General features: G+C 45.3%; 9 protein-coding genes and 1 pseudogene. 4 read left to right on the top strand and 6 right to left on the bottom strand.

From position 1 onward, the window contains the following. The 4 genes and pseudogenes from QZV86_RS08455 to QZV86_RS08440 all read right to left on the bottom strand — a co-directional run. On the bottom strand, positions 1–1,618 hold a 1,618-nt coding region (locus tag QZV86_RS08455; RefSeq protein ID WP_295626185.1), incomplete at its 3' end, for an integrin alpha. Positions 1,619–1,947: 329 nt separating this feature from the next. Then, positions 1,948–2,655, bottom strand: a pseudogene (locus QZV86_RS08450) (hypothetical protein); the annotation flags it as partial. Between the two features lie 286 nt (positions 2,656–2,941). Further along, positions 2,942–6,097, bottom strand: coding sequence for an efflux RND transporter permease subunit (locus QZV86_RS08445; RefSeq protein WP_295626182.1), 3,156 nt, complete (start codon positions 6,095–6,097; stop codon positions 2,942–2,944). 18 nt (positions 6,098–6,115) lie between these two features. Then, entirely contained in the window at positions 6,116–7,165 is a 1,050-nt protein-coding gene (locus QZV86_RS08440; protein ID WP_295626179.1) for an efflux RND transporter periplasmic adaptor subunit, read from the bottom strand. Positions 7,166–7,653: 488 nt separating this feature from the next. Between QZV86_RS08440 and QZV86_RS08435 the strand changes: the two genes are divergently transcribed. Together QZV86_RS08435 and QZV86_RS08430 are read left to right on the top strand one after the other, a co-directional pair. Then, complete coding sequence (locus QZV86_RS08435; RefSeq protein ID WP_295626177.1) at positions 7,654–9,363, top strand: multicopper oxidase domain-containing protein; 1,710 nt, start codon at positions 7,654–7,656, stop codon at positions 9,361–9,363. Next, positions 9,363–10,364, top strand: a complete 1,002-nt coding sequence (locus tag QZV86_RS08430) for a cupredoxin domain-containing protein (RefSeq protein WP_295626174.1) — start codon at positions 9,363–9,365, stop codon at positions 10,362–10,364. Before QZV86_RS08435 ends, QZV86_RS08430 begins: the two co-directional genes overlap by 1 nt. Before the next feature lie 90 nt (positions 10,365–10,454). Here the strand turns inward: QZV86_RS08430 and QZV86_RS08425 are convergent, their stop codons facing one another. Both QZV86_RS08425 and QZV86_RS08420 read right to left on the bottom strand, forming a co-directional pair. Next, complete coding sequence (locus QZV86_RS08425; protein WP_295626172.1) at positions 10,455–10,940, bottom strand: hypothetical protein; 486 nt, start codon at positions 10,938–10,940, stop codon at positions 10,455–10,457. Positions 10,941–11,173: 233 nt separating this feature from the next. Next, positions 11,174–11,503, bottom strand: coding sequence for a DUF3467 domain-containing protein (locus QZV86_RS08420; RefSeq protein ID WP_295626169.1), 330 nt, complete (start codon positions 11,501–11,503; stop codon positions 11,174–11,176). A 302-nt stretch (positions 11,504–11,805) separates the two neighbouring features. On the opposite strand from QZV86_RS08420, the gene QZV86_RS08415 reads away from it, so the two are divergent. Together QZV86_RS08415 and QZV86_RS08410 are read left to right on the top strand one after the other, a co-directional pair. Next, positions 11,806–12,387, top strand: coding sequence for a prepilin-type N-terminal cleavage/methylation domain-containing protein (locus tag QZV86_RS08415; protein ID WP_295626166.1), 582 nt, complete (start codon positions 11,806–11,808; stop codon positions 12,385–12,387). A gap of 12 nt (positions 12,388–12,399) precedes the next feature. Next, on the top strand, positions 12,400–15,222 hold the full coding sequence (locus tag QZV86_RS08410; RefSeq protein ID WP_295626163.1) for an EAL domain-containing protein: 2,823 nt from the start codon (positions 12,400–12,402) through the stop codon (positions 15,220–15,222). Positions 15,223–15,227 lie beyond the last annotated feature (5 nt).

The following is a 15,227-nucleotide window of genomic DNA, read 5'->3' as shown; positions in this document are numbered from 1 at the left end:
CGTCAACTAACAGAAAGTCATCGCCCAATATGCGGATGTAATCGTTGCCCGTACCGCCATCGAATGAATCCGCACCACCACGGCCGATCATGCGGTCATTTCCTTCTCCACCCTCAAAGCTTTCCGCCGCTTTGGTGCCGGTGAAAATATCGTCTCCCGGCGTGCCGGGGAAATCCACGTCATCGACAAAACTGCTGCGGCCAAAGATTACGTAACTGGAGCTAGTATATGGAGCACCCACAATCAAATCATCAAACCCATCGCCGTTGACATCTCCCGCACCGCTGACTGAATGGCCTGATTCATCATCCGCAGCCACACCATCCAGACGAAACCCATTGACTCCGCTAAGATCAGATAGATTTATTGCAGCTTCAAACCCTGAAGCTTTTCCGAATACGACATAACTGGAACCAGAGTCTCTTCCGTTTGGATCTGCTCCGTGAGCACCGATAATGACATCATCGAACCCGTCGCCGTTGACATCCCCCGCACCGCTGACTGAATGGCCTGATTCATCATCCGCAGCCACACCATCCAGACGAAACCCATTGACTCCGCTAAGATCAGATAGATTTATTGCAGCTTCAAACCCTGAAGCTTTTCCGAATACGACATAACTGGAACCAGAGTCTCTTCCGTTTGGATCTGCTCCGTGAGCACCGATAATGACATCATCGAACCCGTCGCCGTTGACATCCCCCGCACTGCTAATTGCAGAAATCACCCCCTCGCCGCTATGCAGCCGAAAACCATCACTGCCGTTAAGATTGCTTAGATGCAAAGAGGCATCAAATCCCGATGCCTTACCAAACACCACATAGCTATCGAGGCCCCCACCACCAGCAATAAAATCATCAAAGCCATCGCCGTTCACATCCCCCGCAGTGCTAACTGACTCATTACGAGAATACCCCGTATCTTTTTCCAGACGAAAACCGTTGCTACCATTAAGGTTTGATAAATCCAGCGATGCACCGAACCCTGTTGGCTTGCCAAATACTATGTAGCTAAATTCGTGGTAGGTCATGTAATCGAAATTCTGTTGGCCATCACTTACTATCAAATCATCGAGGCCATCGCCATTGATATCGCCTGCACCTTTAACCGATAAGATTATACTGTTACTCAAAACAGAAAAACCATCATCGCCGTCAAGGCTGCCTAAATCCATCATGGCATTAAACCCGGCTTCCTTACCAAACACAACATAACTCTTATTTGCAATATAGGTTTCGTCGAAAAATGAACTCTCAGTAATAGCAAAATCATCAAAGCCATCACCGTTGATATCTCCTACGCCACTGACTAAATGATCTATAGAATCCTGAAATCCGTCCGGTACTCCATCCAAACGAAAGCCGTTTTTGCCGTCAAGATCAGGCAGATTCACCGTGGCACTAAAATCGGATTCTTTACCAAATACCACGTAACTGAGATTACTTGATGAATATGCATATACACCGGAACTTCCCACGATCACGTCATCAAAACCATCACTATTAATATCACCCGCGTTGCTGACCGAAAAACCCGTCTGGTCTGGTGCTCTGCCATCCAAACGAAAACCGTTACTGCCATCTAGACTGGATAAATTGATACTGGTCGTTGTTGCCATTTTTCTAAATTCCCCAATAAAAGCGATTTGCCGACAGGGCATTCTCTAAATACTATAAGTCGTTAATTTAAATTACTTTTATGAATATTCTTGATGAGATCAGACACTGTGACATAAAAATTATTTTATGTAAATACAGATAATTCTGATTGTATGTGTAGGTTTTACAGAAGCCCAAGCGGCGCTTAAAATATAGCAGAAGACTGTTGAAAAACGCATTCAATGCAGATAGTTACCATGCAAAAACAGGCCAGAAAGCACAAGCTCTCTGACCTGTTTCCGGTGGCACCGAAGGCGCTACGGATAATTCTCAAGCGGCCTGTTAAAATTTAAGCAAAATCTGTCGTCACATTCACGCCAACCAACAGCACCGCATCATCTTGCATATAAGTATGGAAATTGCCGTGAACACCGCCATCCGTCCAACCGCTGCTTAGCCCAACCACGCTATCTCCGGCGTTGCCTTTAACCTTGAGAGTATTAGTCGTACCCGACAAATCGATCACATCCTGCGCAGTCAAGGCCAGCGAATTATCCCCGACACCATACAAAGCGATGATCTCAATCCCGTGAATTTTATCGATCACGCTGGATAAATCCAGATTAAAACCGCTTCCGGCCAGTCCCAGAATGTCGACACCCGAACCGCCGTCGGCCCATTCAAAACTGTCGTCCGAGATGCGAATGTAATCGTTACCCGAGCCACCATCGAACCAATCCGCACCGCCACGGCCAATCAGGCGATCATTGCCCGCCTCGCCCTTAAAGCGCTCCTCCGCCCGGGTGCCGGTGAAATTATCGTCTCCGGGCGTACCCTGGAAATCCAAGTCATCCACAAAGCTGCTGCGGCCAAAGATTACGTAACTGGAGCCTGAATATCTACCGTTTGGATCAGCTGTATCAGCACCAACTACCAAATCATCAAATCCATCGCGGTTGACATCTCCTGCATTACTGACTGACCAACCCGATCTGTCATCCACTGCCACTCCATCCAAACGAAAACCATTGCTGCCATTGAGATTGGATAAATTGATACTGAAGGCTGCCATGATAAAAATTCCTTTTCTAAAATCAACTCATCAATAAAATAACATTATGTGAAATATCAAATTGTTCTGAGCAGCGCAAGATTGATATAAATCAAAGCTGCATCATTTTTCAGATGAAAATAAAAATTTTCATCTCCACGAACGAGATTGAGTAATGCGATATTTTTTTGATAGCTATTGCTATTGCTGATACTTTCTGAGAGGAAATGGCAATGCGCCATTTTTGTGTGTGGCTATCTTTATTGCTTGGAAAATCTTTACTCGTGGCCCGTCAATCTTGATCGTCCCTGTCAAAATTTTCAGATCGTTGTGGCTTGTGCGTTATGTTGGGTTGAATCTCAGGTTGTTTAGGTTCGTGTTTGCGCACAAACCAGGAGAAAAATAACGGCACAAAAATAGTGGCGACGGTGGTTGCCATGATCATGCCGCCAAAAACACCGGTTCCCATCGATTGCCGCGCTGCTGAGCCGGCGCCGGTGGCAATGACCAGCGGAACCACGCCTAATATAAATGCCATTGAAGTCATTACGATCGGACGGAAACGCAGTTGTGCTGATTGAATCGCTGCCTGTGTAATATCAACGCCCTGTTTCATCCTCTGGCTGGCAAATTCAACCAACAGTATCGCATTCTTTGCCGTCAATCCGATTAACGTCACCATCCCGATTTGAAAATAAATGTCATTGGGCATTCCACGCAGTAGAATTGCGGCTAATGCACCGAGCATCGCAAACGGAATCGCCATAATGACGGCTACAGGCAACGCCCAAGTTTCAAATTGCGCAGCCAGAATCAGGAAAACCATCACGACCGCAAGACTAAAGGCGAAGATCGCCGCCGAGCCCAATCTTTTTTCCTGAAATGCGGCGCCGGTCCAGGCAATTTGATAGCCTTCCGGCAAGGTTGCGGCTGCAATGCTTTCGACCAGTGCAATGGCCTCGCCGGAACTGACACCACGGGCACCGCTTCCCATGATTTTCGCCGCCAGCAGACCATTGAACCGTTCCAGTTGCTCCGCACCGACGATATGTTTGACTGTGCTCAAAGCTGACAGAGGAATCATCAAACCGGATTCCGAACGCACGTATACTTTTCCCAAATCCTCCGCTTTCATGCGGAACGCGGCTTCGGCTTGCAATTGCACCCGATAGGTTCGCCCAAAGCGATTAAAATCATTCACATAAAATGTTCCCATGGTGCTTTGTAGCGTGTCATAAATATCCGCGATAGCAACCCCTTGCGCAATGGCTTTAGCTTCATCCACTTCGATAAAATATTGCGGTACCGACGAGCGTAAAAATGAGTTCACCGTCGCCAGTCTTGACTCGTCTCGCAATGCTTGCATGAATTCATTCACCACCGCGGCCAACTGCGCAGTATCAGAACTTGCACGGCTCTGCACAAACAATTCAAATCCGCCGGTACTACCCAATCCCCGTATGGCCGGTGGATTAAAAGCGATTGCCAGACCATCCGGTTGCTCTGCGCCTACTTGAAATATCTTTTGCACCGTTTCTTCGGCACTGATCGTGCGTTCCGACCAATCTTTCAAGCGCAGAAATATAGTCGACACATTCGTTTTGTTGCCACCGCCAATGAAGTCCAGCCCATTCACTGCAAACTGAAAAATCACGGCAGGCTCCTTACCCAACTCGGCAACAATGGCATCGGCTGTTTGGACGGTCCTTGCCAGCGTAGCACTATCGGGCAAGATCACAGCCGCAATTACAAAACCTTGATCTTCCGCAGGAACTAAACTTTCCGGAATATGCTTCACCAGATAAATCAGCCCCGCAATAACTAACACAAAAATTAGTAGACATCTGATTGAATGGCGCAGACTTAAACCGACCATGCCGACATAAAATCTGCGCACATGCTCGAAGTACGTGTTGAACCAGGTAAAAAAAACCGATTGACGATGCGTGGGCCGAAGTAAAAAGGCGCACAAGGTTGGCGTTAATGTCAGCGCCACAATACCTGAAATGACGCCTGCCACAGCCACCGTTACCGCAAATTGTTGATACAGTTCTCCAGCTATGCCGCCCAGGAAAGCAACCGGAATAAAAACAGCAACCAAAACCATGGTCATCGCCACTACAGCACTGGATACCTGTTGCATCGCTTTGATCGCAGCATTAATGGGTGATAGCTTCTCCTGCGTCATTAAGCGTTCGATATTTTCCAGCACTACAATCGCATCATCGACCACAATGCCGACCGACAGCACCATCGCAAACAGTGTCAAGGTATTAATCGAATAACCTAACAACCAGAGCCCGGCAAACGTGCCAATTAAGGAAATCGGAATGGCGATGATGGGTACCAGCGTGGCACGCCAGCTTTGCAGAAATAGATAAACCACCAGAACGACCAGCAGCATGGCTTCTCCCAGAGTCTTCACCACTTCCCAGATGGAGGCTTTGACAAACACGCTGATATCGTACGAAACAACGTACTGCACCCCTTCAGGAAAATAATGCTTCAGCTCATCCATCTTGGCCTTAACCGCCGCGGCCGTATCCAGTGCATTAGCACCAGAACGTAAAAAAACACCGATGCCCAAACCGGGCTGTCCATTCAGTAAAGTCCGGGTCGCATAGTCTTGTGCTCCCAGTTCAATCCGCGCAACATCTTTTAGATAAAGCACTCCTCGTGCCCCATCCGATCGCAAAATGATATTCTCAAATTGTTCGGGCTCTAGTAACCGGCCTTTTGCAGTAACGGTATAAACCAATTGTTGATCGGCTAATGCCGGTTCCTGCCCTATTTTTCCCACCGCTGGTTGCGTATTTTGCGCGCGGATGGCGCTTGCGACATCGCTGGTTGTGATGCCCAATTGCGCCATTCTGTCCGGCCGCAGCCAAATCCGCATGGAATAGTCCTGGGCGCCAAAAATTCTAGCTTCGCCAACACCCGGCGCACGCCTGACGTCATCCAGAATATTATTAGTGATAAAGTTGCTTAGAAATAGCGCTGTGTGCTGGGGATCCTGGGAAGTCACCGCAAAAACCAGCAACAAATCATTAGTGCGTTTCTGGATGGTAATGCCAGTGCGCCTGACTTCATCAGGCAGACGTGCCAGGGCAGTATTCACTTCATTGCTGACATTGAAAGTAGCACGATCGATATCGGTACCAATCTCAAACGTGACGGTAATCGTTAAGCGCCCGCTCGAATCAGCGCTGGAATTAAAGTACAGCAATCCTTCAATCGCACTGAGCTTCTCTTCAATCGGTGCAGCTACTGTTTTAATAACGGTTTCGGCACTGGCTCCGGGGAAATTCGCGGTCACAATGACCGTTGGTGGCGTAATCCTTGGATACTGCTCAATCGGCAATTGCATGGCAGCTGCCAATCCTGCAAGTACAATAATGATCGACAGAACCGATGCAAAAATTGGCCGCTCAATAAAAAATCTAGCCATAGGTTGAATTGCTGATTATCAAGATGACATATTGGAACGTGGAGAAGATGCTGCGTCTCGTAATTGAGGGTCGACAATTTTACCCGGTGACAATTTAATCAGATTATCCACGACTACCCGATCTCCCGCATTTAATCCATCCAGAATGATCCAATCCTTGCCGATCCAGTCGCCTGCAACAACAGTACGCTGTATGACAGTATTTTGCTCATCGATAACGTAAACAAAGCGCCCAAAATCCGAACTCAAGACCGCAACCTGCGGGACTCTGAATACAGTCTCGGATTCCCCGGCGATAACCCTGACCCGCACAAATTGACCGGGCAGTATACGCTGATCGGTATTGTCAAAAGTAGCACGTAATTGCTGCGTGCCTAACATTGGGTCAATTTTACTGGCGGCAAAATTGATCCTGCCTTCTTGTTGATATTCAGATCCATCCGGAAGAATCATCCGCACACTACGCACATTTTTTTCGTTCAAATGCCCACCGAATCTAGCCACTTCATTATCAGAGAAGCTAAACCGCACCCATATTGGAGACAATTGCGTCAACGTTGTCAGCAAGCTGTTATTGGCTGACACCAGTGCCCCCTCGGAAAATTGTGAACGTCCGGTCACGCCACTAACAGGGGCTTTAACCGTAGTATAGGAAAGATTAAGTCGCGCTTGTTGCACACGGATTTTTGCAGCTTGCAGGGCGGCCTCCTCAATCGCAAGATCTGCTGCGGTCAATTCATAAGCGCGCTGACTGACAAAGTTTTCAGCCAGCAGTTGCCGTTGGCGATCTTCGTCCCTTTGGGCACGCAATACGCGGACTTCCTGCTCGCGCAACACGGCTCCAGCCTCGTTCAAGGCATTTTGAAAAGGCTCAGGATCAATTAAAAATAACGGCTGCCCGGCCTCAACCGCCGCCCCTTCGTTATACACGCGCTGGAGTATAATTCCACCGACACGCGGGCGAATTTCAATTTCCTTCGCGCCCTCAGTTTGCGCGATTGTTTCAATGTTCATGGGCATATTGACTGGCTCAGCAACCATAAATGTCACCACAATGGCTGGATCCATTTTGGCTGTTGGCTGAGTTGGCTCATTGCTCCCACAGCCCAACAACATAAAACACGCTAGCCCATAGTGAAAAAAATGAGTCTTCCCTCTTTTAACAAGTCGCTGTAAAACTATCTGCATAGCCGACAAGAAACAAGAATGATTCAGAAATGTCAAAAAAATAGGAATCGTCACTCGAACAATTTGCTCAATAAGTTATAAATTTAGCATCCATCAGTTATGGAAAAACCACAAAAGCATAATAGGGTTCTGTATAATGATTATGATGATAGCTTGACGGACAATGTAGAAGTATTGCATAGATGAAGATAAGATATTCCTCATTATATTATTTTACCTACCTACAGATATACAGTGGAGTGTTTGCACCTACAGATCTGTTCAATCAGATTAATCCTGACTACTGAAACGGGTGTCAATCGCTCAATACTGCATAATTCGATCAGCCATATTTATTTTTAATACTAGAAAATTAAAGGTGCATTAATATGCCTATCCATATTTTTATTGCCATATTGACTTTCTGCATGATGTCGGTAGCAGTCAATGCTCAGGCATCCTTGAAGTTACCTGAAACTATAAAAGTTGATCCAGCCGCGTTAACCAGTGAACCAATGTGCGACCCAATCATCTCTGCCGCATGGCGCGAAGCCCAGGAAATTGAAGGTGTCAAAATCGAAGCATCCCCAGGTTGCAGCCCGGATAACCCCGCGTGGATCGTAGCGGCGGTCAAAGGAACCAATAATATCTCGATGGATACCTTGATGAAAACCGGGCTTTCACCCGATGCCATCATTAAAACCGATGATCTGGACGGCGATGGTGACCCTGACCGGATTATCATTAAACTGGAAATCATGGAACTAAACGGCAAAACGCCGGATTTTCCCGGAGTGCTTCCAACCTTTGATATTGCTCCCGGCACACAGCCCGGCGCATGGGTTTTTTCCCCCAAAGCCAGCGGCATGTCGACTGAGAATTTTGAGAGCATCCGCGCCAACCCGCTGTTAAGACTGCCTTCACCGGTCATTCGCGTTGAAGTCGGTGATATCGTGCAAATCGTAGTGGAAAACACGCACTATTTTCCGCACAGCCTTCACCTGCACGGCGTTGATCACCCATTCTCACACGGCGAACATGGGGGTCAAGACGGCGTACCGCAGACCAGCGAAGTAGAACTGATGCCTGGCGAACGCCGCGTCTATGAATTCCAGGCACGCCAACCAGGAACCATGTTTTACCACTGCCACGTGCAAACGCATACGCATTTGGCGATGGGACTGGCGGGGATGATTATCGTGGAAGAAAACAAACCAAATAACTGGCTACAAACCTTAAATATCGGCGCGGGTCATGTTCGGCATCCCTCCGTCGCCGTGCGCGAGCAATTCGATCAGGAATATGATCTGCACTATCACGCAATGGATAAGCAGTTAGGAGAGATCATTCAGAAACATAACGACCCCAGACTCATTGCGCGTGATATGAACCGGCGTTATGACATTACCGATTCAACCGAAGACTATTTTACTCTGAATGGCCTGTCATTCCCTTATACGCTCAGGGAATCGCTCATCATTGTTGAGCCGGATCAAAAAATCAAATTACGTTTGCTAAACAGTGGCGGCGAGCAGATTGCCGTCCACACGCACGGCCACCATGCCACGATCACGCATTATGACGGTGTCGAGCATAATCCGATGGCTCAGATCATGCGCGACGTGTTTGATATAGCTCCAGCACAACGTATTGATCTGAAATTGGAGACCGTCAATGATGGCAAGCACAGCTACGGCGAGGGCGACTGGCTGATTCACGATCACCGGGAAAAAGGAATCACCACGGATGGCATGGCCGAAAGCGGCAGTATGAGCTCAATTGTCTATACATCCTATTTGGGTAAAGACGGCATGCCGAAAGTGAGTCATTTTGGCATTGATCTGAATAACTATTTCACTAAGGAATACTTCGAAAGAAGACTACCCATCTGGCAGGATCTCGATGAGTGGGCAAGTCTAGGATCCCCTGGTGAACGTACTGGTCTTGATGCTGCGACACAAACCTCGTTGCTCAATATACTCTACGGTTTATTGGCAGGGCTTCTGATCTATTTAATTTTCGCCAAATGGGGGCAAATTAAGCAAAGCACCACAGCAGCGATTGCACGCCTAAAAAGCCCCAAAGGGAGCAACCAATAATGGCTAAGACTACAACAATTATTTTCTTGCTTGCTGGCATCCTTGCTTTCAATGCGCAGGCAATTGCACAACAGCAAGATAAACCCAGCGAACACGATCAGCATGACCATAGCGGTCACAACATGGATCATGATGCGCATGATGACCATAGCGGACATAGCATGAATCAGGATAAACATGATCACAGCGGCCATAGCATCAGCAAAGGAACCGGTCATGCAGCTGAGCATGGTGCTGATGATACCGATCATGGCCATGAACACGATATTGATCACAGTGCTCATGATACCGATACCCAAGCTACGGAACATGGTGACCTCCATCACCATCACCACATGGATCATGATGACCATATCATGGACCACGAGGGCACCATGATCATGGGACAGAACCTGGATAAACTTCCCAGCAGTTGTCAAAGCATTTCGGAAGAAATTGAGATTACGGTACGCGCCGGCAGAAAGTATGCCGCAAAATTTCCTGGCACTGCTTTCGCATTTGATCAGCAACAGTGGCACGTGAAACCCTGCGCGAAAGTTACCTGGCATTTTATTAACGAGGATAGTGTCCGCCATCAATTTATGATGCACGGCTTACCTAAATATCTATATAAATATGGCATGTTCCATCTGGAAGTCACCGGTCCTAAAACCGTATCCGGCACAATTATCGTACCGGGCGCCGATGAAACCTACTTGGTACATTGCGATATTTCTCATCACATGGAAAAAGGCATGAAAGCGCAATTAGTGGTGGGGAAAGGCGGAGAAGACATTCCAAGTATTCCGGGTTTGACAGCTTACACTATCAACGACATCTACGAAGCGGAAGATCTGCCGAAAGTGTCAGACAAAGCTGAGCAAAATGCCATAGTCAAGCAAATTACTGAATTCACAAACGATAATTTTCAAACTTATGGAACGATGCTGATCGGAACACTCATCGGATTACTTCTCATACCGCTATTTAAGAGAATTCCACTGCGTAAAAAGAGTGACTAAGTTGTAGTGCACTATTCAGTTTTGATTTTTGAGTCAATCAGACGAACCCCAGTTTCAAATTGTCTGATTGACTTGAATTGATGTTGATGGTTAGTGTGTCTTCTTCGACCAGGGAAATCGAAAACCGCCTTTATCACTTTTCTGGGTATCCAGGCCATCCACCCCCGCATTTGAATCAGTCGATACCGGTGGATCATTCGTATTTTCCTCATTCGTATCTTGCTGACTGTGCACAACTGCTTCTGGAGGCTTTGCACTAAGTAATTGATTAAGCTGCTGCGATAAATGACGGGCTGTATCAACACTAACCGCCATCCTGCTGGATAATTTCACATTGATCACATCCGGCAATTTTTCGCCTGATATAGCCATTTGATTCAAAATATTCAGGTTCTGCGGATCAAGAAAACCAAAATCGACAAGCACAACACCCTGCCCAGCATTCACGGTTGAGAAATTAGAATATAGCGGCTGTCCTGCAAGTTCATTCGGCAACATCTTGATACTAACCTTCTTCGTCGTTTTTTGTGTCGTCTCACTTTTATCCTGAGTCAAAATTTCTTTTTCGTCAGTCATGTGTTTCTCCAATTAAATAATATTAATCACATTAACAAGTCGTTGAAAAACGCGTCAGGAGTAGCTGATGCAAAACAAAAACAGGTAAAAAGTGCAGTTTATGCCTAAAAAATGAGCATTCTGAACTTGTTTTTAACACCACAGCGGCAATGCAGTTAGTTTTTCAACGACCCATTAAACTGCGCACCCGCTCTTAACACCAATCACCCAAACATAAAATTAGAAACTTCCCGCTATTTTTTTTGCAGCAATTGATTCAGTTGATGCGCTAAATTGTGTGCAGCTTCAATACTCAGAACGATCCGGCACGACATTCTTGCTCCGACGGTATTCGGCACTTTCTCGCCCGAACGCACCAATCGATTCAGCGTATGCATGGTCTGAGGATCAAGGAAGCCAAAATCTACAATAACAATTCCTTGCCCCCCCTGAACCGAAGCAAAATTAGAATATAACGGCTGACCGGTATGCTCACCTTGTTGCATCCTGACATTGACCTGCATTACCTGGCCTCCGGCTGCCTCCGCCTTATTCGCGATCGGCGCCTCGTTCTGTTCAGTCATTACTCTTCTCCTGATTATGACGTAATTAATGTTTACCCATACGTTTACCCATACATCTCTATAACATAGCAGCGATATAACCGCTAATTTGATTTCACTCGCCAAGAATCCAATTGGCAGTCCCTCTCACACAACAATTTCTTCCATTAAATCCTAGCTTGCTAGTAATACAAAGGAATCAATCCATCTGTTTAGAATAAAACTAGTTATCAAGCTCTATTCCTTCTAAATCTAAATATTTCCAACATTTGATCGTAATAAATAAATCACCAATACACATCAACGCATACCAATACACACCAATGCACACCAATGCACACCAATGCACACCAATGCACATCAATGCACACCAAAGAAAATTAAATCAGAATTTTGCAGACTACAAAGAAAGCCTAAGCACAAGTGCCCCTAACTGGTCAGAAATTCTATTCACCCAACGCGCCTTCACGTTAATCGAGTTATTGGTTACCTTAGTCATCATCGGCGTGCTTGCTACCATTGCCATGCCAGCATACGAGAATTATCGGGATAAAGCTACCATGATACAAGCAACTACAGATATTCAAAATATTGAACGATTGCTTGAAAGGTGCTATATCAGCAATAATAAATACCCCCCTTCATTGGTTGAAGCTGGCGCAGATAAAATTCTCGATCCGTGGGGAAATCCTTATCAATATCTCAATCTATCAAATCCGACTATTAAAGAATCAACAGGGATAGCTCGTAAAGACCACAACTTAGTTCCCATTAACTCGGATTTCGATTTATACAGCATGGGTAAAGACGGCCAAAGCGCTTCACCATTAACCGCACAAGTAAGTCGCGATGATATTATCAGAGCAAGTAATGGACGGTATATTGGCCCGGCTTCCGGCTTTTAAATTTTTCTGACGATGAAATTTGAGAGAAAATTTCTCCGCAGTAAAGTTGCCCGTAGAATGCTGGCTTTTTTTGTCTTATCAGCCTTTATTCCCATATTATTTCTAGCCTTCTTATCCTACTGGGAATCCAGTCGATTTCTGGTCAAACAAGCCCATGCCCGCCTGAATTCCGTCAGCGCTATTTACAAAACATCGATCTATGAAAGATTGTTGTTACTGGATCAAACGTTAAAGGAAATTTCACAACGTCTAACAGAAGAAAAACTGTCAATCAACCTCGAGACGCAGTTAAGTGAGAAAATTCGTAATTTCGTACTTCGTTTACCCTCAAATGACACGATCACGCTGTTTGGCAATGAAATCGAAGAGATATCACTCAATGCCGGTGCTTTGGAGCATATACTCAATGGCGGATCTTTACTCCTAACAAAAAAAAATGGTCCAGACATTAAAATTTTTATTTTGATGGCGCACAACACATCAGCTCCTGAAAGTGGAATTCTAATCGCAGAAATAATTCCAGATTATCTGTGGGGAGATCCGAGCACGTTTATCCTGGACATAAACCTTTGTGTATACAATAACGATTACTTAAATATATTTTGCACCCATTCCGAAACTTACCCTACAACTCAACAAATTAAGGAGCACACGCGGACTAACAAAGGAGATTTTACCTGGCAAGATAATGCAGAAAAATACATAGCCAGCTATCATGAGATTTTTCTCCAACCCAAATTTTTCAAACCTCGCTGGCTTGTGGTTGTAACACAACCACAAGCTGAAGCGCTCGATTCGTTGCAGAAATTCAATACTATTTTTTGGAGCAGCGTCATTCTCTCAGTACTTTTGATCTTATTGTTCAGCATGATGCAGATTCGACGCGTTCTGGTTCCTCTGGAACAGCTAATTGATGGCACCCGCCGTCTTGGTAATCATGATTTCAGAACCAAAGTGGATATAACCAGTTCCGATGAATTCGGAGAACTGGCCTCATCGTTCAACATCATGGGTGAAAAATTAGGAGATCAGTTCGAAACACTCGCCGCACTCTCAAAAATTGACCGCGAAATATTATCGACTCTTAATATTGAAAAAATTGCCAACGATGTTTTAATTCATTTGCAAAAAATCACTACCGTGCATTTTGCCAGTATCTCAGTAATACATGATGATTCACTGAAACAAATGCACGTCTATATGATAGATGGTAACAGCAAGCAACTGCATCGCCATTCCCGCGTGTTATCAGACAATCTGCGACAATTACTTACGCATAATCCAGAAGGAATCTGGACTGATAATGAATTAATTCGGCAACAGATACAGATCAATAAGATCAACATGGTCAGTCCTCATATTTTTCTACTTCCTCTTAATTGGAAAGACCAAACAGTTGGGTTTATCGCTTTGGGATTTTCAATCGCAAGTCACTGGAAGGTCGATGAAATAAAACGTATCCGGGATTATACAGATCGGATAGCCGTAGCTCTTTTTACCAAGAACAGGGAAGAGTTACTCATTCGACAAGCACGCATAGATAATTTAACAGGACTACCGAATCGTTTTCTCTTTACAGAACAGTTGCAAAAGGAAATTGCACAAACCCGGCGTGAAGAAGAAAAATTCGCCATTCTTTATATCGATCTTGATAATTTCAAAAAAATAAATGATAGCCTTGGGCATTCCGCTGGAGATAAATTGTTGTGTGATGCTGGCTCACGGTTACAAAAATGTATCCGAGAAAGCGATACGATCGCGCGACTCGGAGGTGATGAATTTGCCATCATCCTTAGTCAGATCGATTCCGAGCATAAAATTGTCTCGGTGGTAAATAAAATAATCAATTCAATGACCAAGCCATTTATCATCAATGGAGAAGAAAATGTTGTAGCTGCCAGCATCGGCATCGCCGTTTACCCGCATGATGGCGCCAACATTGCCGATTTAATGCGCAACTCCGATATTGCCATGTATCGAGCAAAGGCAAAAACTGGAAATCAGTATATCTTCTTTGAAGAAAACATGAATGTGGAAGTAGTCAGACGAGCAACTATCGAACGAGAGCTAAGACGCGCGATTTCTGAACAACAATTTGTGCTTCATTATCAGCCACAATATGATCCAACGACAAATCTGCCACGTGGAGCTGAAGCACTAATCCGTTGGAATCATCCAGAAAAAGGACTTGTTTCACCAGGATACTTTATCAGTCTCGCTGAAGAAACCGGATTGATAGCAGAAATCGGCCGGATTGTATTAATTGAAGCCTGCGCACAATATCGCACATGGCTCAATCAGGGAATTTCATTAGATTATGTGGCTGTTAATGTATCGGTTAAACAATTTTATCATCCTGATTTCTTAAAATCGGTTGAAACCGTGTTAAGCGACAATGCTATGCAGCCACATTGTCTTGAACTTGAGATTACCGAGAGCGTGATGATGGACGACACCAAGGTTGTTCTCGATGTTCTTCACAAATTGAAGCAACTGGGTGTACAGCTTTCAATCGACGATTTCGGAACAGGTTATTCTTCAATGTCGTATCTGGAACAACTTCCTTTTGATACATTAAAAATCGACATGTCTTTTGTACGTAAAATCCAGGATGATGGCAGCGGTGGAACCATTGCAGCCACAATTGCCGCTATGGCGCATGCGCTCAACAAAAAAATTGTTGCCGAGGGTGTTGAAACACAAGCACAACTGGATTTTCTGAGAAATCAGAATTGCGAATTAATTCAAGGTTATTTTTATTGCCGTCCGCTGCCCGCCGAAGAGTTAACTCAAATGATACAGGAACTTCAGGAAAAGCAAGAAATTCAGAAATAAGAAAA

Source organism: uncultured Nitrosomonas sp. (genome assembly GCF_902826915.1).
Lineage (GTDB): Bacteria > Pseudomonadota > Gammaproteobacteria > Burkholderiales > Nitrosomonadaceae > Nitrosomonas.
This window is presented reverse-complemented; position numbering and strand designations above follow the sequence as displayed.

Excerpts from the sequence above, each read along its gene's own strand:
- QZV86_RS08410 (WP_295626163.1), top strand. The coding sequence starts at position 12,400 with ATGAAATTTGAGAGAAAATTTCTCCGCAGTAAAGTTGCCCGTAGAATG.
- QZV86_RS08435 (WP_295626177.1), top strand. The coding sequence starts at position 7,654 with ATGCCTATCCATATTTTTATTGCCATATTGACTTTCTGCATGATGTCG.
- QZV86_RS08440 (WP_295626179.1), bottom strand. The coding sequence starts at position 7,165 with ATGGATCCAGCCATTGTGGTGACATTTATGGTTGCTGAGCCAGTCAAT.
- QZV86_RS08415 (WP_295626166.1), top strand. The coding sequence starts at position 11,806 with ATGCACACCAATGCACACCAATGCACACCAATGCACATCAATGCACAC.
- QZV86_RS08430 (WP_295626174.1), top strand. The coding sequence starts at position 9,363 with ATGGCTAAGACTACAACAATTATTTTCTTGCTTGCTGGCATCCTTGCT.
- QZV86_RS08420 (WP_295626169.1), bottom strand. The coding sequence starts at position 11,503 with ATGACTGAACAGAACGAGGCGCCGATCGCGAATAAGGCGGAGGCAGCC.
- QZV86_RS08445 (WP_295626182.1), bottom strand. The coding sequence starts at position 6,097 with ATGGCTAGATTTTTTATTGAGCGGCCAATTTTTGCATCGGTTCTGTCG.
- QZV86_RS08425 (WP_295626172.1), bottom strand. The coding sequence starts at position 10,940 with ATGACTGACGAAAAAGAAATTTTGACTCAGGATAAAAGTGAGACGACA.